This window comes from Methanotorris igneus Kol 5, from assembly GCF_000214415.1.
In the GTDB taxonomy this organism is placed as follows: Archaea; AGJL01; Methanococci; order Methanococcales; family Methanococcaceae; genus Methanotorris; species Methanotorris igneus.
On record NC_015562.1, the window covers coordinates 479,031 to 497,951 of the forward strand.

Genomic DNA, 18,921 nt, shown 5'->3' on the forward strand with positions numbered 1-18,921 from the left:
TAATCAAAATTACATAAATTTGAGGTGATTAAATGTATAAGTTAGTGGTATATCCGGAAAAATGCCACGGTTGTGGGAACTGTGTTGTATCATGCCCTGTAAACGCAAAAGATCCAAACACATGGGGAGGAAAAGGACCGGAAACTGATGAAGTTGTTATAAGAGTAGAGAATGGAGTTGTAACTATAGTAAATGGCGACTTATGCGGTGGATGCGGTGCATGTATTGAGGCTTGTCCAGTTGATGCAATAAAGTTGGTCATTGAAAAATAATTGTGGGATCTATAAGATGATTGAGATGATAATTGATTTAGATTAAGGTGATAAGATGAAAAAATTCTATTTAAATACTGGAAGAACTATTTGGCAAGGGGAGGCAATAGAAGCAGGAAAAAACTTAGATTTATATGTTAAAGCAGCTGCAGTTTGTTACATAAATGAAGATGAAATGAAAGATTTAGGGCTTAAAGAAGGAGACAAGATAAAAGTAAAATCAGAGTATGGTGAAGTTGTTGTATTTGCAAAAAAGGCAAGAGAGCCGATGCCAAAAGGAATGGTCTATATACCAATGGGACCTTGGGCTAACAAAATAGTATGTCCAGAAACGGATAGTACCGCAATGCCATCACTTAAAGGGCCAGTATTAGTAGAAATTGAAAAGACTGATGAGGAATTTTTAGACATGCCAAAATTAATGAGAACATACTTAGAATAACTTAGAATAAACTATTAAAAAATTGAGCAATACCTAAACGAGTTGATAAACCAAATAATCAAAAAAATTAAAAAGAAGGTGGTTAAATGGAATACATTATAAAAAATGGGATTGTTTACGACCCCTTGAATGGAATAAATGGAGAAAAAATGGACATTTGTGTTAAAGATGGGAAAATAGTTGAGGATGTTTCAAGTGGTGCAAAAGTTATTGATGCACGTGGAAAAGTTGTAATGCCAGGTGGAATTGATTCTCACACCCACGTTGCTGGACCAAAGGTTAATATTGGTAGAATGTTTAGGCCAGAAGATAGTAAAAAAGAAATCTACGCAAAAAAAGGATTAAGAACTGGGACAGGATTTTCAGTTCCATCAACATACAAAACTGGTTACCAATACTCAGAGATGGGATACACAACTGTTATTGAGGCAGCAATGCCTCCATTAATAGCAAGACACGTACATGAAGAATTTATGGAAACACCACAAGTAGATAAAGCTGCAATGCCATTATTTGGAAACAACTGGTTTGTCTTTGAATATTTAAAAGAAGGGGATCTTAAAAAATGTGCTGCTTACGTAGCATGGCTTTTGAGAGCAGCAAGAGGTTTTGCAATAAAGATAGTTAACCCAGGTGGAACAGAAGCATGGGGTTGGGGTAAAAACGTCCACAGCATTGATGACCCAGTTCCATACTTTGACATAACACCAAGAGAAATCGTTAGAGGTCTTGCAGAAGTTAACGAAATGCTTGGATTACCTCACTCAATCCACGTTCACCCAAACAACTTAGGACACCCAGGAAACTGGGAAACAACACTTGCAACAATGGACTGTGTCAAAGGCATCAAAGCAAAACCAAGATATGGGGAAAGGGAAACTGTATACTACAACACACACACTCAGTTCCACTCATATGGAGGAACCTCATGGAAGGACTTTGAAAGTAAAGGTGTTGAGATTGCTGAGTATGTGAACAAGCACGACCACCTTGTAATTGATGTTGGACAAGTTACACTTGATGAAACAACAACAATGACCGCAGATGGGCCAATGGAATACGACTTGCACATGACAAATGGTTTGAAATGGGCAAACTGTGATGTTGAGCTTGAGACAGGTTCAGGGGTTGTCCCATTCATCTACTCCCCAAAAGGACCTGTCTACGCTGTCCAATGGGCAATTGGTTTGGATTTATTCTTAAACACAGACACAGACAAAGTATTATTAACAACTGACCATCCAAATGCAGGGCCATTCACAAGATATCCAAGAGTTATTGCATGGTTAATGAGCAAAAAATACAGAGATGAATGGTTATACAACAAAGTCCACAAGTGGGCAATACAAAGAAGCCATGTAGCAGATAATGATAAGGAATATGACTTATATGAAATAGCAAAAGTCACAAGAGCAAACCAAGCAAAAGTTTTAGGTTTAAGCAAAGAGAAAGGACACCTTGGTGTTGGAGCAGATGCGGACATTGCTATTTATGACATAAACCCAGAAGAAAAAGATGGTAAGAAAATAGAGAAAGCATTCAGATATGCTTCATATGTATTGAAGAAAGGAGAAGTTGTTGTTAAAGATGGAGAAGTTGTTAAAGAAATCTATGGAGACACAATATACGTAGATGTTAGAGTAGATGAATCCTTAGAGCAAGAAATTATGAAGGACTTAAGAGAGAAATTCACAAGATACTACTCAATCAACTTAGACAACTACCCAGTCCAAGATGCTTATGCAAACAGCTGGAAAGTTATCAAAATTGATGCAACAGACATAAACTAAACTCTGCTCAATAATAATTTTTAAATTTTCCAATTAAATTTTTCAAAATTAAAAGATTGAAATGGTGAGAATGATGAAGGAGTTGATCCTTACCTTAAAAGAGGATATCATTGTTCCAGTAGAGATGGATGCTGTCATTCCAGAAAAGATAGAAAACATGACATTGGATGAAATAAAGAACATTGAATTGCCACAAGGAAACAAAAAAGTTTTATTAAAAGATTTATTTGATGTTGAGTTAAATGAGGATGCTGATGTATCAAGAATAATCATCAAAAACTCCACCATTAAGTTGAAAAGAATTGGAGAAAAGATGACAACAGGGGAAATTATTGTTGAAGGAGACGCTGGAATGTATGTTGGCTGTGAGATGAAAGGGGGAAAAATCATTGTTAATGGTAATGCTGACAGCTGGGCTGGACAAAACATGAAAGGTGGAGAGCTAATTATTAAAGGAAATGCAAAAGATTACGTTGGTTCTGCATACAGAGGAGATTGGAGAGGTATGAGTGGAGGAAAAATCATTGTTGAAGGAAATGTTGGAAACGAGATTGGGGAATACATGAGAGGGGGAGTTATTCACGTAAAAGGAAACGCTGGTTTAATGGCGGGAATCCACCAAGAAGGAGGAATTATAATTATAGAGGGGGATGTTGACGCAAGAGTTGGTGGAGAGATGAAAAAAGGAGCAATCGTTGTTTATGGAAAAGTTGAAGAGCTCCTCCCATCATTCAAATTTGAGGGAGTTGTTGAGGATCCAGTCATAAAACTATCTAAAAAGGACGAAGGAACACCAATTAAAGGTAAATTCTACAAGTTTAGCGGGGATTATGTATACAACAAACCAAAAGGACAGTTATATATCTCCGTTGAAAGCAATCCTGACTTAATTTAAACTAAAATCCTCTTTTTTATAAATTTTATATTTTGATTATATATATTTATAATTTAAATTTATAAATAATTCTTGCTAAATAAAATTATGCATGACTCGTATTCTAATTTTAACTAAATAGTTATTTTTCTTTTTCTCTAACTTTCTATCCAAATAACCCTAAAAATTGATTAATTAAAAACAAAAACCTATAATATTTAATACACGCCCTAAAAAATAAATTTAAGTTATTCGTCTGGAATTTTTGCCCTAATGAAGTGGCTTTTATCTTTTTTAAAACTTATTGTTGCATCTATACCAATTTTTGTTGTTGTTTTGTATTCGAGGTTTGATGACGGGTCTAATGATGAACCTTTTGCCCCCCTAATGATAATTATATCTTCATCCCCTTGAACCCTTGTAGCAATTGCAAATTCGACATCATTAATATCGTAAATATCTATATCCTCATCTACAACAACCACGTGCTTTAAACTTGGGTGAGAAGACAATGCCGCTAATATAGCGTTTTTCCCATCCCCTTCTGTCTTTTTCTCAATTTGCACAACTGCATGAAGCCAGCAGCATCCCCCTTCAGTTAAAACAACATTCTTCACTGTTGGAACGACATTTCTTACACCTTTAAAAATCCTCGGCTCTTGTGGCATCCCCATTAATAACCTATGCTCTTTTCCTCCTGGTAATAGAGCATGGAAGATAGGTTTTTCTTTTCTTTTTAGGGAAGTTATTTTTATCACTGGCTGCTTTCTAACAATATCATAAGTTCCAGTTATATCTACAAAAGGACCTTCATCCTCCATGTCTTTTGTTATTTTTCCCTCAATGATGAATTCTCCCTCTGGAACTAACAATCCATTATCGCACTCCATAACCTTCAACGGCTCTCCCATCAACGCAGATGCAAATCTCAACTCATCAAATGTTATATCTGCGGATGTACTTGCTGCTAAAAGAACAGCAGGATGCACACCTATAACAATTGCCACATCCATTTCGTCCTTCTCTTTCATATTTTTTGTATATAAGTAGTGGAGATGCCTTTGCTCTACCATCCTAATGACTAAATGCTCATCTTTTACTAAAATCCTATGAATTGATGCATTATAGCCAAAATCTTCATCTTTAACAATAACAACACCAGAAGTTATGTATGGTCCAGCATCTTTTTCGTAGTATGTTGGTATTGGGTACTCTTTTAATTTATCCAAATCATCCTCAACATACTTGTTTTTTAATGACTTATCAACAACCAACTTTCCTTCTTTCTCATTGTCCATTGCCTTTAAAATGTGCATCATCAAATCTTCTTTCTTTATCCCCAAAGATTTGGCCAACACTTCTCTATTGCAGAGGTTACCTATAACTTCGTATCCATCAACATCTTTTATATAAACTGGTTGTCCATCGTATTTCTTTAATATCCTTGAAACTCCAAATTTCTTTGATGCCTTTTCAACAACAATTGGATTTATTTCATTTATTAATTCCCTAAGCATTTTTCCACCTATTAAAAATATATGTTGAAATATTGCACGTTGGAGTTAAAAATATATATACCTTCTCAACTAATTTTAAGTTTGTATTATTTACAGAAATCGATGAAATTGGGTTCAATATTCGATTTCAAAATATTAAAATATTTAACCTAATTACTCATTGTAAAATGGGGATACAATGCACAAAGAACAACTAATGGAATTACATCAATTTTTTGTTCACGTCGTTAGGGAATTACTTGATGACAATGATAATTGTGATTCAGAGTATTTAAGGATTTATGAGAAGTTAGATATAAAACCCCATTATATCCACAAACTAAAAGTTGAACAAAGAGCGGCAATTTTTCTACTCTCTGCAAGCATTGCAGAAATTCTATCTAAAAATGGCGAAAAAGTGCCTGAAAATTTAGCCAGGAGATTGGCAGAAAATGCCTTTAAATATTTGAATAATAAAAGAACCAAAAGCAATAAGGGCAAAAAATTACGAAACTCTAAACGAAACTTTTAAAAAATTAAGCAAAACCTGTCGGTTTTGCAGCTCGAAGCTTCGCTTCGATTTCATCAAAGGGATGCACTACCTCGCTTCGCTCGGTAGTGCCTCTTAGCTTTTTATAAGAAAACTCTAAAAGAAACTCTAAACGAAACTTTTAAAAAAGTTTTCATAAAAAAGAACTTAAGAATAATTTTATTTAAAATTAAATATTCCCAATATTTATAATAAATTTAAATAAATAAATGTTTAATTGTTTTTTAATGTTTTAAAAATTTAGGAGGTAGAGTATGTTTGATCCAAAGAAGTTTATTGAGGAAAGTATAAAAGAAATAAGAGAACAAATTGGAAACAGAAAGGCAATTATTGCACTAAGTGGAGGAGTAGACAGTTCAGTTGCAGCAGTATTAACCCACAAAGCAATCGGAGATAGACTTTTGGCAGTTTTTGTTGATACTGGATTGATGAGAAAAGGAGAACCGGAAGAGGTAACAAAAATTTTCAGAGACCAGTTAGGGTTGAATTTCAAATGTATTGATGCAAAAGATAGGTTCCTAAATGCATTAAAAGGAGTTACAGACCCAGAAGAAAAAAGAAAGATTATTGGAAGAGTATTTATTGAAGTGTTTGAGGAAGTTGCAAGGGAGAATGGGGAGGAAGTTTTAGTTCAAGGAACCATAGCACCAGATTGGATTGAGAGTGAAGGGAAAATAAAAACCCACCACAACATTGCACTGCCTGGAGGAATGGTTTTAGAGGTCGTAGAGCCGTTGAGAGATTTGTATAAGGATGAAGTCAGGTTGGTAGCAAAAGAGTTAGGATTACCAGATAAAATTGTCCATAGGCAACCTTTCCCAGGGCCAGGTTTAGCAGTTAGAATTTTGGGAGAAATTACAGAAGAAAAATTAAACATCTGTAGAGAGGCAAATGCTATTGTTGAGGAGGAAATAGAGAAAGCAGGATTGGATAAGGAATTATGGCAATATTTCGCTGCAGTTTTAGATACAAAAGCAACAGGAGTTAAGGGAGATATTAGGGATTACAATTGGATTGTTGCTTTAAGATTCGTTAAATCCATTGATGCAATGACTGCCCATGTTCCAGAACTTCCATGGGATGTTTTGAAGAGAATAAGCAAAAGAATAACATCAGAAATTCCAAATGTAGCGAGAGTTGTGTTAGACATAACAGACAAACCACCAGCAACCATAGAATTCGAATGAAACTTTTTAAAAATCCTCTCTTATATTTATTGAGTGTGGTGCATAATTGATACATCTAAATTTATATTTTAGCATCTTTATTTAACTCTTCGATATACTTCCTTATTTCTTCAACCTTCTCCTTCATTATATCTTCTTTTTCTGCTTCCAAATTCAACCTTAAAAGTGGTTCAGTATTGGAAGGTCTAATGTTAAACCAAAAATCTTTACAATAAATTGATATACCGTCAATCTCTTCAATTTTGCAGTTTTTGTATCTTTCTTTTATCTTTTCCATAATGTATTTTTGGTCTTTTACTTTAAAGTTAATCTCTCCACTATGGAAGTATTTTTTGTATTCCTTTGCTATTTCTGAGAGTTTTTTACCTTCTTCTTCCATTGCCTTTAGTATGTAATTTAATGCTAACAATGGGCTTTCGAAATAACCAATCTCCTTAAAGTAGAAGTGATTACTCAACTCTCCAGCAAAGACGGCATCAATTTCATGCATAAGTTTTTTTATGAAGTAGTGTCCTACTCTACACTTAACACCCTCGCCCCCAAATTTCTCAATGGTTTCGAGAACTATCTTACTACACCTCAAATCATATATTATTTTTGTATTTTCATATTCCTTTAAAATTTCCTTTGCAATAATTGCTGTTAAAATATCTCCCTGCAAAACATTACCTTCTTCATCTATAATACCAATCCTATCTCCATCTCCATCAAAAATAATTCCTAAATCAGAATTATTTTCTTTAACTGCTTTAATTATATCCTTTAGGCATTCCATTTTTAATGTATCTGGTTGGTGGGCAGGGAAAGTTCCGTCAGGATAGTCATTTATGAAAACTTTATCCTCAAACAACTCGTTTAATATTTCTTTTTCAGCAATAGTTGTTGCACCATTTGCAAAATCAACAGTTATTTTTTTATCTGATTTTTCACATCTCTTTAAGAAAAACTTCTTATAACTCTCAATAATATCAACTTTTAATTTTTCCAAATCAATATCCTCAATTTCCTTAGTAGTTTCTTCATTTAGCTCGTAATTTTTAAATATTGGTTTAATTTTTTCGATTGGTGATAGTGGAATTGCATCTTTATCGCACATCTTAAATCCAGTGTATTGGGGAGGGTTGTGGGAAGCAGTTAAAATAATCCCCAAATCATAATTATCTTTTGTTCCAAAATACATTAGAGGTGTTGAGATAACTCCTGCATACCTCACTCTACACCCCTCTTCCAAAAGTCCATAAATAAATGGTTTAACCAATGCCTTCGAGCCCATTCTTACATCAATTCCAACTAAAATTTCTTTGCCGTTGTATTCTCTGCCAATACTCCTCCCTAAAGAATATGCAAACTTCTCATTTAACTCTTTGTCATAAATTCCCCTTATATCATATGCTTTAAATACCAAAATTAACCCCTCCGAATATTTGAAAGAAATAACTCTAAATTCAATTTTAAGGGACTGTATTAATTAACATTATGTATTTGATGCATATATAACATTAACATTTAACTCATGAAGGTGATAACTTGTTCATTGGGATAGACGATACAGACAGCCCAAATAAATACTGCACAACATACATAGCAACATTACTGGTTGAAAAGTTCAAAGAAATGGGGTATAATGTTGAAATGCCAAAATTGATAAGAATGAATCCAACGGTTAAATATAAAACAAGGGGAAACGGTGGAGTATCTATAAGGATAATTGAAGACAAAAAATTAAGCGATAATGAGAAAAGGGAAATAAAAGATATTGTTATTGAATATGTGGAAAATTATGCAGATTTTGAATATGAAACAACAAACCCTGGAATTGTTTTTTTGGATGAAGAGAATTATGCAAAAAACAAAGATTTACTAAATAGTTATTACAAAAAGGTTCTTTATGATATCGTATCAATAGATTATGTTGAAAGTATTTTGAAAAAAATCAATGCTGAGTATATTAAATACAAAAAGGGATATGGCATAATAGGAGCATTAGGAGCGATATCATCAAATCCTCCCTACACTTATGAACTCTTGGCATATAGAAAGAGAGAAAATTGGGGAAAAGAGAGATTTGTGGATGAAAAATCAGTATTTGAAATGGATGAGAAAACATTTCCCTTTACCTTTAACAATGTAGATTATGATGAAGGCAAATCAATAATAGCCCCACACACAAAATGTCCAGTCCTTTATGGAATAAGAGGAATAGATAAGGACATCCTAATAGAAGCAATGAAAATGATAAAGAGCGAGGAGATAGACAGGTATATGATATTCAAAACCAATCAAGGAACTGATGTGCATTTGAGATATATGAAAATAAAGGATATCTACCCAAACACTGGTGTAATTGTTTATGGAAAGGTTGTCAAAGAACCAAAAAACTTACCTGGAGGACATGTAGTGTTTAGAGTAAGTGATGGTACGGGAGAAATTGACTGCATTGCCTATGAACCAACCAAAAAATTCAGAAACATTGTTAGGAAGTTGATAGTTGGGGATTTAGTTGGAGTTTATGGGACTGTTAGAGAAAAACCATTTGAAATAAATATAGAAAAATTAAAAATAATTAAACTGGCTAAAAAATACACAAAAGACAAAAAATGTGAATGTGGAGGAACTTTAAAGGCAAAAGGAAAAAAAGGAGGCTATAAATGCAGAAAATGTGGGAAAGTTATAAAATATGATGAGATAAAGTTGATTGAAGTTGAGAGAGACATTACAGAGGGCTTTTATGAAGTTCCACCATCTGCAAGAAGGCATTTAAGCAAGCCAATTTTGTTATTCTAATTGAAACCTTTTAAAAAGGTTTCATCCAAATAGGGTAGGATAGGGTTGTGTGCGAATTTTTTAATGATATATTTAAACCAATAATTAATTTTAAATTAGCGTTTAGCCATGAACTAAAATTTTATTATAATGTACCATACTTCACTTCGCTCAGCATTCTCTCGGAAAAGTTTGAACTCTGCAAAATGATATTCAAGATGACATTGAACCATTTTTATCCCAAAATGAAATCTTTTAAAAGAAACTTTTAGAAAAAGTTTGGTTTCATCAAAACAGACTATCTAATCCTAAATTTCATTTATTTGGTTTTGAATGAATTTTTTAGTTTTACCAAAATAAATAAAACAAGTGATCTGCATGCTGAAGAATATTTTAAAGGGAGAAATTGAGAAGAAAACGATAACCCAACTTTATGGCCCTCCTGGAGCAGGAAAGACAAACATCTGCATAATATCATCAATAAACACAATAAAAAAAGGAAAAAAAGTAGTTTATATTGATACTGAGGGAAGTTTATCCTTAGAAAGGATAAAACAAATTTGCCCCAATGATTTTGAGGATATTTTAAAGAATATGATAATATATGAACCCTATGATTTTGAAGAGCAAACTGAGGTCATTGAGAAAAAAGTCCCACTATTAAATAATGTTGGTTTAATTGTTGTTGATGGTATTGCATCTTTGTATAGGTTAGAGTTGAGTGATGATGTAAATAAAAACGCAAGGTTAAATAGAATTTTGGGTAGGCAAATCTTAAATCTACTTAAAGTAGCAAAAAAGAATGATTTAGCAATACTAATAACCAACCAAATTAGAGATACATTAGATGGATTTGAGGCAACTGGAGGAAGGATTTTAGAGTATTGGAGCAAGACCATTGTAAGAATTGAAAAATACGAGCAATACAGGGAGGCAATATTGGAAAAGCATAGATATGCAAAGGAAGGTGAAAAAGTTAGGTTTAAAATTGTTGATAGGGGAATTGAAATTATTGATTAAGATTAACAATTATAGTCGTGTGCGTTAGAATTTGAGATATAACTGCAATAAATTTTTTAAGGGCTATACAAGTTATTTCAAATTTTAAAAAAGAATAACCTACTATTTGAAATTAATGGCAAAACCCATAGGTTTTGCCGTATATTATAGTCAGTGACAAAACTCTCTAAATTGAATAAGTAGTTGTTAATAAAGGTATTGAGATTATCGACTAAAAGAGGGAAATCATGGAAACATTGTTAGATAAAAAACCAGGAGTTTATGTGGTTAAGGATATCTTAGGGGGTCATGGATGTAAGCAGAGGTTTTATGAGTTAGGTATTTGCCCAGGAAAGAGAATAACGCTGATAAATTCTGGAGATTGTGGGCCTATATTGGTTAGAGTTGGAAATACTAAAATAGCACTTGGTAGGGGGATGGCAAGTAAGATAGTTGTGGAGTAAAATGTGCAAACAATACACTTTCATAAAAGTGTTATTAAAATTTAACTAAATTGTATCAACTACTATGCATATTTATATAATGTATTTATACATATTTTTGCACATATGTGAATGTAGGTTTTGGTGATTGATTATGTTACTGTTTAAATTATTCGTTGAAAAAGATAATGTTGGGAAGGCAATAAACGCACTGACTGAGGGAGGTATTACAGGGTTTTTCCTTCATGAATGCAAAGGTATATCACCAAAAAAATTCAAAGTAATATTAGAAAATTTGGATGAGGTTGTGGAAGCCATTAGAGAATTGAACGATGCTATAATTATCAAAACTGTTATAGATAAAAAGAAGGCAAAAATTTTGGAGGATATAATTGAAGAAAAACTGGCAAACGAAAGATACACAATAATAAAAATACCAATAAACAAAATAAAAATTAACACCTGCAAAAAAAGGTAAGAGGAGGTATCATGAAAGTTCTTGTTTATCTATTCATTAGGAGTGAAGATTTGGGAAAAGCAATAAATGCACTGACTGAAGGGGGTATTACAGGGTTTTTCTTGTATGACTACAAAGGTATGTCCCCACAGGACTGGAAGGGATTTTTGCTGAATGAAGACCCCGAAAGTGCGGTAAAAATTATCAATGATTTATCTGAAAATGCCATTTTGATAGGAACGGTGTTGAATACAGAAAGTGTTGAAACCTTAGAAAAGGTTATTCATGATAGGTTGGCAAATGATAAATATACAATAATTGAAATCCCAATTGAAGACATTAAAGTGAATATGCCTGATAAAGAATAATGCTACAATAGTTGTGATATTTATGAGATTTAGAAGAGGAAGACCAAAAATTCCACGTTTGATATCAGAAGAACCAAAATTAAAAGTATTTAAACCACAAGGTATTCCAGTAAAGGATTTAGAAATAATAAGATTGGAGGTTGATGAATTAGAGGCAGTAAGGTTAGTGGACTTATTGGGATATGAGCATGAAGAAGCAGCAAGGGCAATGGGTATTTCAAGGAGGGTGTTTTGGAATATTCTAAAATCGGCAAGAAAGAAAATTGCAGATGCATTGATTAATGGAAAAGGCATAAGGATAGAAGGCGGGTATTATAAAATAAGAGAATGCAAATTTGATGAAAAGTGTGGAAAATACAAATACTGCAGATTCAGGCTAAAACCTTGTGAAGTATTTGAAAGTCATGAAGAATAAAAAGGTGGTTTTTATGTTATTGTTGGAAGTAAAAAATGTCTCGAAGGCATTTGGGGATAATGTAGTGCTTAAAAATATAAGTTTTGAACTCAGAGAGGGAGAGGTCTTAGGTATTTTGGGGAAGAGTGGTGCTGGAAAATCGGTATTGTTGCACATGCTAAGGGGAATGGAAGGCTATGAGCCAACTGAAGGACAAATAATCTACCATGTTTCAATATGTCCAAAATGTGGATATGTTGATGTCCCATCAAAAGAAGGAGAAAAATGTAAGTGTGGAGGGACATTTGAAAAGATAACTGTTGATTTTTGGAATGATAAGAAATACACATACAACCTAAAGAAAAAAATTGCTATCATGCTTCAGAGAACTTTTGCATTGTATGGGGAAAAGTCAGTTATTGAAAACATCTTAGAGTCCCTTTACAGTGCCGGATATGAAGGAAACGAAGCAATAGATTATGCGTTAAAATTAATTAAAATGGTTAAGTTAGAGCATAGGATAACACATATTGCAAGGGATTTAAGTGGTGGAGAAAAGCAGAGGGTTGTTTTAGCAAGACAGATAGCAAAACATCCGTTTATATTCCTTGCTGATGAACCAACAGGGACACTTGACCCACAAACCGCTAAGTTGGTTCACGATGCATTGAAAAAATTGGTTATAGATAAAAATATAGCAATGGTTATTACCTCTCACTGGCCAGAGGTTATTGCCGAACTTGCTCAAAAGGCAATCTGGCTTGAGAAAGGAGAAATTAAGATGCAAGGTAGTGCTGAGGAAGTTGTTAATGAATTCATGAAAACAGTAACTGAATTTAAGAAATTTGAAGGTGTTGAGATTAAGGATGAGATAATAAAACTTGAAAATATTGAGAAAAAATACTGTTCAGTTGAAAGAGGGGTTGTTAAGGCAGTTGATGGGGTGACTTTAACAATAAACGAAAGGGAAATATTTGGTCTTGTTGGGCTTAGTGGAGCAGGAAAAACAACACTGTCAAAAATCATTGCCGGGGTTTTACCTCCATCAAAGGGTAAATACTTCTTCAGGTTAGGGGATGAATGGATTGACATGACAAAACCAGGACCAATGCACAGGGGAAGAGTTAAGAGATATATAGGTATTCTATATCAGGAATATGCATTATATCCACACAGGACAGTTTTATACAACTTAACTGAATCCATTGGTTTAGAATTGCCTGGAGAATTTGCAAGAATGAAGGCAATTCACGTATTAACATCAGTTGGATTCTCCGAAGAAGAGGCAGAGGCAATACTTGAAAAATATCCAAAAGAATTGAGTGTTGGGGAGAGACACAGAGTTGCATTAGCACAAGTCTTAATTAGAGAGCCGCACGTTGTTATCTTAGATGAACCAACAGGGACAATGGATCCAATTACAAGGAATACTGTTGCAGAGTCCATCCATAAATCAAGAATGGAATTAGATCAAACATACATAATTGTCTCTCACGATATGGACTTTGTATTGAATGTCTGTGATAGAGCAGCATTAATGAGAAACGGTAAAATTGTAAAAATTGGAAAACCAGAAGAAATAGTTAAGATATTAACAGAAGAAGAAAAAGAAGAAATGCTTGGGCATCAATAAGAAACTTTAAAATTAGGCTCATCTGTATATTTCAACTGATACTTTTGTATGTTTTAACTCTGAGAGATATTTAAACAATCCCACATAATGCTTATAAAAATGCCGTTTGAAACTGTTTAATTTTTCATTGACGAATGTGGACATTAATGTATTTTCGTTTTCGAAATTTTTATATATGAGTTTATATACATGTAAATATAAGGATGATGCCTCTGATGAAGGTGGATACTGGAGACCTAAGGAGGCGGACTTTACTGAGTGTTAAACCTATGGGCGGAGCTGGGGTCCCCGTGACAGGGATGGAGACCGATGATATGTTCCCGATGAACCCAGAGGGAACTGAGGCTGATGACATCCAAGTCCAACGTGGACATTTGTCTATGATTGTTCACGTTGGACAGACCCCCTTTTAAAACCAATATGGCAAACATTTAATATTTTTAACAAATCTGCCACTTAATTGCTTCTTTTAGCTGATGCGATTTATTTGATAAAACACATTTTAAGATTTTTTACTTTTTTAATGGTTGATTTTGGGGGATTTTTTAGTATTCAAATCAAACAGGGCAATATTACTACTTATTTGCTTAAATTAATAAATTTGTTACTTATCACATTAGCGAAACTCAATTTATAAAAAAGATATTGATTAGTACAGAAGTTGATAGAATAACTATAAATGTTCGCCTAAAATTACATATGAGCCAAAAAGTTAAACGAAAACCTTAGGTTTTCGTAATCCAAACCTTACGGTTTGGTTTCATCGAAACGGGACAGAATGCCCCGCTTCGCTCGGCATCCTTCTTATTCGTCATCAACATAATTTCTTAAAACTCCTATACCTTCAATTTCACACTCAACGACATCTCCTTTTTTAAGCTCTCCAACCCCCGGAGGAGTTCCAGTTGAAATAATATCTCCAGGATAAAGTGTCATTATTGAAGATACAAATTCAATCAACTCATAAACATCAAAAATCATGTTTTTGGTGTTTGATTTTTGCTTTATTTCTCCGTTTACTCTACATTCAATATTTAAATTCATTGGGTCAATATCTTTAACTATTCTCGGCCCTATTGGGCAGAATGTGTCGAATGACTTTGCCCTTGTCCATTGTCCATCCTTCGCTTGCAAGTCCCTCGCTGTTACATCATTTAGGATTGTGTATCCTAATATGTAATTGTCTGCCTCATTTTTTTTAATATTTTTTCCTTTTTTCCCAATAACTACTGCCAATTCGACTTCATAATCCACTCTTTTTGAAATTTTAGGTCTTATGATGGTATCTTCATGATAGATTATTGATGATGGGGGTTTCATGAATATTATCGGCTCTTCTGGAATTTCCATGTTTAACTCTTTTGCATGGTCTATGTAATTTAACCCCACACAAATAATTTTTGTTGGTTTTATGTTTTTTATATCCATATACTTCACCATTTTCATTTTATTGAATTTGGATTTAAGTATAGTCGTTCTACAAAATATGATACTGTCCATAATATTAAATTTTCAATTTTAGGTAATTTAACAAAACTCCAATTTAAATTAGAGTTATGCTAAATGTCATTTAATCGGAGCTCATGAAGTGAGCGTAGATTTAAAACCTTCGGTTTCGAAGCGAAGCGAAGAGCTGCAAAATCCGCAAGGATTTTGCTTAATTGTAGAATGACTATAATGGATATTTTATATTTTTTCTTTAATACTATAATTCCTCTCAATCCTTATGCTTCCATAACCATCCACAATAGCGTGATAATTTGGTGGGATAACAATTGTTGAGTCATATTCCTCAACTATCGCAGGGCCCTCAAATGTTGCTCCAGGCCTAAGTTTATCTCTATTGTAGATTGGGGTTTCTTCCCATCCATTGCTGAAATAAACTTTCCTATAGCATTTAGGTTTTGGAACATACTCTTTTATCTCATTGTATTTTATCTCTGGCTTTGTTAATAAACCAACAATTGTGACTCTTGCATTAACAAATTCAACATTCTCATCCAATGAGCTAAATTTATAAATTGCCTCATGTTTCTTGTGGAAATTATTTATAACCTCCTCTAAATTCCCAGTCCATGGGATTGTTATATCATACGATTGCCCTTTATATCTAACATCAATTTGCTTAATTATTTTTATTTCCTCAAAACCATCAACTTCTTTAATTCCTTCTTCTATCAATTCAACAAATATATTTTCTACTTCTTCTTCATCAACTTCATCTGCATCCTTTAATATACTTTTAACTTTATCAACTCTGCAATCAGATAGCAAAAGCCCCAACGCAGAGAAAACCCCACATGAAGGGGGAATTAATATTGATTTAATTTCCATCTCTTCCGCCAACTCAACACCATGCAACGGTCCTGCTCCTCCAAAAACATACATAACAAAGTCCCTTGGGTCATATCCTCTCTCTACCGTAACTATTCTCAATGCCTTTGCCATTATTGTATTTGCCAATCTTATTATTCCCAATGCAACATCCTCTATGCTCTCTCCAATCTTTTCCGACAATTTTGATATTGCCTTCTCTGCCAAATCCTTCCTTAATGTTAATGCTCCTCCACTAAGCTTGTCTCCCAATCTTCCAAGAATTAAATTTGCATCTGTTATTGTTGGTTTATCATTTCCCTTTCCATAACAAACCGGCCCAGGATCGGCACCAGCGCTTATTGGACCAACTCTCAACGCATTTCCCTCATCAATCCATGCTATAGTCCCTCCACCAGCACTGACCTCTGCTAAATCAATAAATGGAAACCTAACGGGGTAACCAGAACCCTTAACTAACCTCCCAGCGTGAACTTCCCCACCAACTTCATATTCATTTGTTATTAATGGGGCGTGGTTGATTATTGTTGATGCCTTTGCAGTAGTTCCCCCCATATCGAAGCCAATAACTTTCTCATCCCCCAAAATTTTTGAGTAATAAGCTACTGCGATTGCCCCAGCTGCGGGGCCAGATTCGATAAATGCCGCAGGCCTTTCAGTGGCATATTTAATGTTAGACACTCCTCCATTACTCTGCATAATATAAAATTTCCCATTAAATCCTTCATTTCTTAAAGAAGTTATTAAATTTTTGAGATATTTTGACATTAAAGGTTTTAGGTAGGCATTTACCACAGTAGTGCTTGTTCTTTCATATTCTTTATATTCGGGATCGATTTCGTGGGAGGTAATAACATCAACATCTGGGTAGAGTTTTCTTATTATTTCCTTTGCCTTCTTTTCATGGATTGGATTTTTGTAACTATGTAAGAAAGAGATAACAACAACCTCATATCCTTTATTTTTAATTTCTTTGGCAATTTTACATAGTTCCTCTTCATTTAGTGGCGTTATTATTTCTCCATTTGCGCCTATCCTCTCCTCAACCTCATATCTATCTCTTCTTTTTATCAATGGCTTTGGTTTTTCAAAAAATAAATCATAAAGTTTAGGTCTTCTCTGCCTTCCTATTTCAATAACATCCCTGAATCCCTTTGTTGTTATTAATGCAATCTTTGGGGGTAAAAGATGTTCCTGCCCTAAAAACATGTTTGTTCCTAAGGTAGTTGCATGGACAAGAATATCTATCTCATTAAAATTTATTTTTGCCTCCTTTATTGCATTAATTGCCCCAATTGCTGGACTTTTTGGTGTTGTTGGGACTTTTGTTATATGGAACTCTTTGCTATCTTCATCAAAATAAACAAGGTCTGTAAATGTTCCTCCAATATCAATACCAACTCTGTATCTTCCCATAAAAATCCCCCTCAAAATTAATAAAATTAAATTAAAAAATAAAAAACAAAATAACAATTATCTATACCTCCGAGCGTCAGCGAGGAGGTATTTCCTTTTTGATGAAACCAAACCGTAAAGTTTGGGCTACGAAAACCGAAAAGGTTTTCGTTTAATCGAACCGAAGGTTCGAGCTACAAAACTCGAAGAGTTTTGTTCAACTTTTTCTAAAAGTTTCAATTAGAATTCTCTCTCCGTTGAGAACTTAACCTCTTCCTCCCCAAACAATTTATTCACCATCCAATCTACATCAAACTCAATTAGATCCTCATACCTCTGTCCAACACCCAAATACAAAATTGGCTTTCCAATAGCATAGGCAATAGATAATGCAGCCCCTCCTTTTGCATCTGCATCAACCTTAGTTAAGATAACTCCATCAATATTCACTGCATTGTTAAACTCCTCTGCCTGATAAATTGCATCATTTCCAGCCAATGCGTCCCCAACAAATATAACCAAATCTGGCTTTGTAACTCTAACAACTTTCTTAATCTCATCCATTAAGTTGACATTTGTTGCCTGCCTTCCTGCAGTATCTGCCAAAACAACATCAATACCTCTTGCCTTTGCATGCTGTATGGCATCATAGATTACTGCTGCACTATCAGCTCCTTTTTGATGCTTTATAACCTTAACTCCAACATTTTTTGCATGTTCTTCCAATTGCTCAATTGCTCCTGCTCTAAATGTGTCTCCTGCTGCTAAAACAACAGAATAACCCTTATTTTTTAATTTATATGCCAACTTTGCAATAGATGTGGTCTTTCCAGTTCCATTGATTCCTACAAATACAAATACTGCCGGTTCTCCTTTTTTCTTTTTTTCTTTAATAATTTCCTCAACATCTATATGTTCTTGTGATAAAATTTCTTTTATAGCATTTTTTAATGCATTTATTGTAATTTCTTCTGGGTCATCATTAGGAGAGATTTTCATTCCAACCAACTGGTTCTTCAATGATTCAATAATCTTTTCAGCAACAACATAAGCAACATCCGCTTCCAACAACTCTAACTCCAACTCTTCCAAAACATCCTCAATATCATCCTCAGTTATAACAACCTCTTTTTTAAGAACTTTTTTAATTGTTTTTGTAATTTTGAACCTATCAAAGAAACTGATTTCTTTCTTTTGCGGAGTTTCTTCTATTTTTTCTATTGTTTTTTCTTTTTCCTTATCTTTGGTTGGGGTATCACGTTTTAAAAATCCGAATGGCGATTTTTTTTCACTTTTTTCCATCTGAGTTTGGGGTTTTTCTTCCTTTGATTGTTCAATAGTTACTTCTTTTGCTTCTCCTTTTTTGTATATTTTTTCAGTGAGTTTTGAGATGGTCTTTCCCAGTTTTTCCTTTAATTTTCCAAACATGATTGTCACCATGAAAATTTTTCATTGTTCTTAAACTTTTTACCTTTATATATATTAATTTAGTATGTTTAATATTGTGTCACAAAAATGAACAAA

18 protein-coding genes are annotated in these 18,921 nt (G+C 33.8%); 13 read left to right on the top strand and 5 right to left on the bottom strand.

Translation table 11 applies throughout. From position 1 onward, the window contains the following. Positions 1-32: 32 nt before the first annotated feature. The 4 genes from METIG_RS02305 to fwdC all read left to right on the top strand — a co-directional run bounded on the left by METIG_RS02305 (position 33) and on the right by fwdC (position 3,399). On the top strand, positions 33-272 hold the full coding sequence (locus METIG_RS02305; protein WP_013798634.1) for an ATP-binding protein: 240 nt from the start codon (positions 33-35) through the stop codon (positions 270-272). 55 nt (positions 273-327) lie between these two features. Beyond that, positions 328-714: a tungsten-dependent formylmethanofuran dehydrogenase subunit FwdD gene (fwdD, locus tag METIG_RS02310; protein ID WP_013798635.1), complete on the top strand. Its 387-nt coding sequence runs from the start codon at positions 328-330 to the stop codon at positions 712-714. 86 nt (positions 715-800) lie between these two features. Continuing rightward, on the top strand, positions 801-2,504 hold the full coding sequence (fwdA, locus tag METIG_RS02315; protein ID WP_013798636.1) for a tungsten-dependent formylmethanofuran dehydrogenase subunit FwdA: 1,704 nt from the start codon (positions 801-803) through the stop codon (positions 2,502-2,504). A 73-nt stretch (positions 2,505-2,577) separates the two neighbouring features. Further along, positions 2,578-3,399 (top strand): tungsten-dependent formylmethanofuran dehydrogenase subunit FwdC, encoded by an 822-nt coding sequence (gene fwdC, locus METIG_RS02320; RefSeq protein WP_013798637.1) that lies wholly within the window; start codon positions 2,578-2,580, stop codon positions 3,397-3,399. 227 nt (positions 3,400-3,626) lie between these two features. Here fwdC and METIG_RS02325 read toward each other — a convergent pair whose 3' ends face one another. Continuing rightward, positions 3,627-4,895: a UbiD family decarboxylase gene (locus tag METIG_RS02325; protein WP_013798638.1), complete on the bottom strand. Its 1,269-nt coding sequence runs from the start codon at positions 4,893-4,895 to the stop codon at positions 3,627-3,629. 178 nt (positions 4,896-5,073) lie between these two features. Between METIG_RS02325 and METIG_RS02330 the strand changes: the two genes are divergently transcribed. Then, complete coding sequence (locus METIG_RS02330) at positions 5,074-5,406, top strand: UPF0058 family protein (protein WP_013798639.1); 333 nt, start codon at positions 5,074-5,076, stop codon at positions 5,404-5,406. A 272-nt stretch (positions 5,407-5,678) separates the two neighbouring features. Next, positions 5,679-6,611 carry a glutamine-hydrolyzing GMP synthase gene (guaA, locus tag METIG_RS02335; protein ID WP_013798640.1) on the top strand — a complete coding sequence of 311 codons (933 nt, stop codon included), beginning with the start codon at positions 5,679-5,681 and terminating at the stop codon, positions 6,609-6,611. A 61-nt stretch (positions 6,612-6,672) separates the two neighbouring features. Here guaA and METIG_RS02340 read toward each other — a convergent pair whose 3' ends face one another. Further along, positions 6,673-8,016, bottom strand: coding sequence for a phosphomannomutase/phosphoglucomutase (locus METIG_RS02340; RefSeq protein ID WP_013798641.1), 1,344 nt, complete (start codon positions 8,014-8,016; stop codon positions 6,673-6,675). Between the two features lie 122 nt (positions 8,017-8,138). On the opposite strand from METIG_RS02340, the gene METIG_RS02345 reads away from it, so the two are divergent. The 7 genes from METIG_RS02345 (at position 8,139) to atwA (ending at position 13,668) form a co-directional block, all read left to right on the top strand. Continuing rightward, positions 8,139-9,395, top strand: coding sequence for a tRNA(Ile)(2)-agmatinylcytidine synthase (locus tag METIG_RS02345; protein ID WP_013798642.1), 1,257 nt, complete (start codon positions 8,139-8,141; stop codon positions 9,393-9,395). A 357-nt stretch (positions 9,396-9,752) separates the two neighbouring features. Beyond that, positions 9,753-10,394, top strand: a complete 642-nt coding sequence (gene radB, locus METIG_RS02350) for a DNA repair and recombination protein RadB (RefSeq protein ID WP_013798643.1) — start codon at positions 9,753-9,755, stop codon at positions 10,392-10,394. Between the two features lie 227 nt (positions 10,395-10,621). Then, positions 10,622-10,837 (top strand): FeoA family protein, encoded by a 216-nt coding sequence (locus METIG_RS02355; protein WP_013798644.1) that lies wholly within the window; start codon positions 10,622-10,624, stop codon positions 10,835-10,837. Between the two features lie 133 nt (positions 10,838-10,970). After that, entirely contained in the window at positions 10,971-11,294 is a 324-nt protein-coding gene (locus tag METIG_RS02360; RefSeq protein ID WP_013798645.1) for an MJ1244 family protein, read from the top strand. An 11-nt stretch (positions 11,295-11,305) separates the two neighbouring features. Continuing rightward, on the top strand, positions 11,306-11,641 hold the full coding sequence (locus METIG_RS02365) for an MJ1244 family protein (RefSeq protein ID WP_013798646.1): 336 nt from the start codon (positions 11,306-11,308) through the stop codon (positions 11,639-11,641). A 22-nt stretch (positions 11,642-11,663) separates the two neighbouring features. Further along, on the top strand, positions 11,664-12,056 hold the full coding sequence (locus METIG_RS02370) for a DUF134 domain-containing protein (RefSeq protein WP_013798647.1): 393 nt from the start codon (positions 11,664-11,666) through the stop codon (positions 12,054-12,056). A gap of 13 nt (positions 12,057-12,069) precedes the next feature. After that, entirely contained in the window at positions 12,070-13,668 is a 1,599-nt protein-coding gene (gene atwA / locus METIG_RS02375) for a methyl coenzyme M reductase system, component A2 (protein WP_013798648.1), read from the top strand. 804 nt (positions 13,669-14,472) lie between these two features. Here the strand turns inward: atwA and METIG_RS02385 are convergent. From METIG_RS02385 to ftsY, 3 genes are all read right to left on the bottom strand, one after another. Then, entirely contained in the window at positions 14,473-15,096 is a 624-nt protein-coding gene (locus tag METIG_RS02385; RefSeq protein ID WP_048055496.1) for a fumarylacetoacetate hydrolase family protein, read from the bottom strand. A 258-nt stretch (positions 15,097-15,354) separates the two neighbouring features. Next, positions 15,355-17,418: a hydantoinase/oxoprolinase family protein gene (locus METIG_RS02390; protein WP_013798651.1), complete on the bottom strand. Its 2,064-nt coding sequence runs from the start codon at positions 17,416-17,418 to the stop codon at positions 15,355-15,357. Between the two features lie 219 nt (positions 17,419-17,637). Next, positions 17,638-18,825: a signal recognition particle-docking protein FtsY gene (gene ftsY / locus METIG_RS02395; RefSeq protein WP_048055497.1), complete on the bottom strand. Its 1,188-nt coding sequence runs from the start codon at positions 18,823-18,825 to the stop codon at positions 17,638-17,640. Between the last annotated feature and the right edge of the window lie 96 nt (positions 18,826-18,921).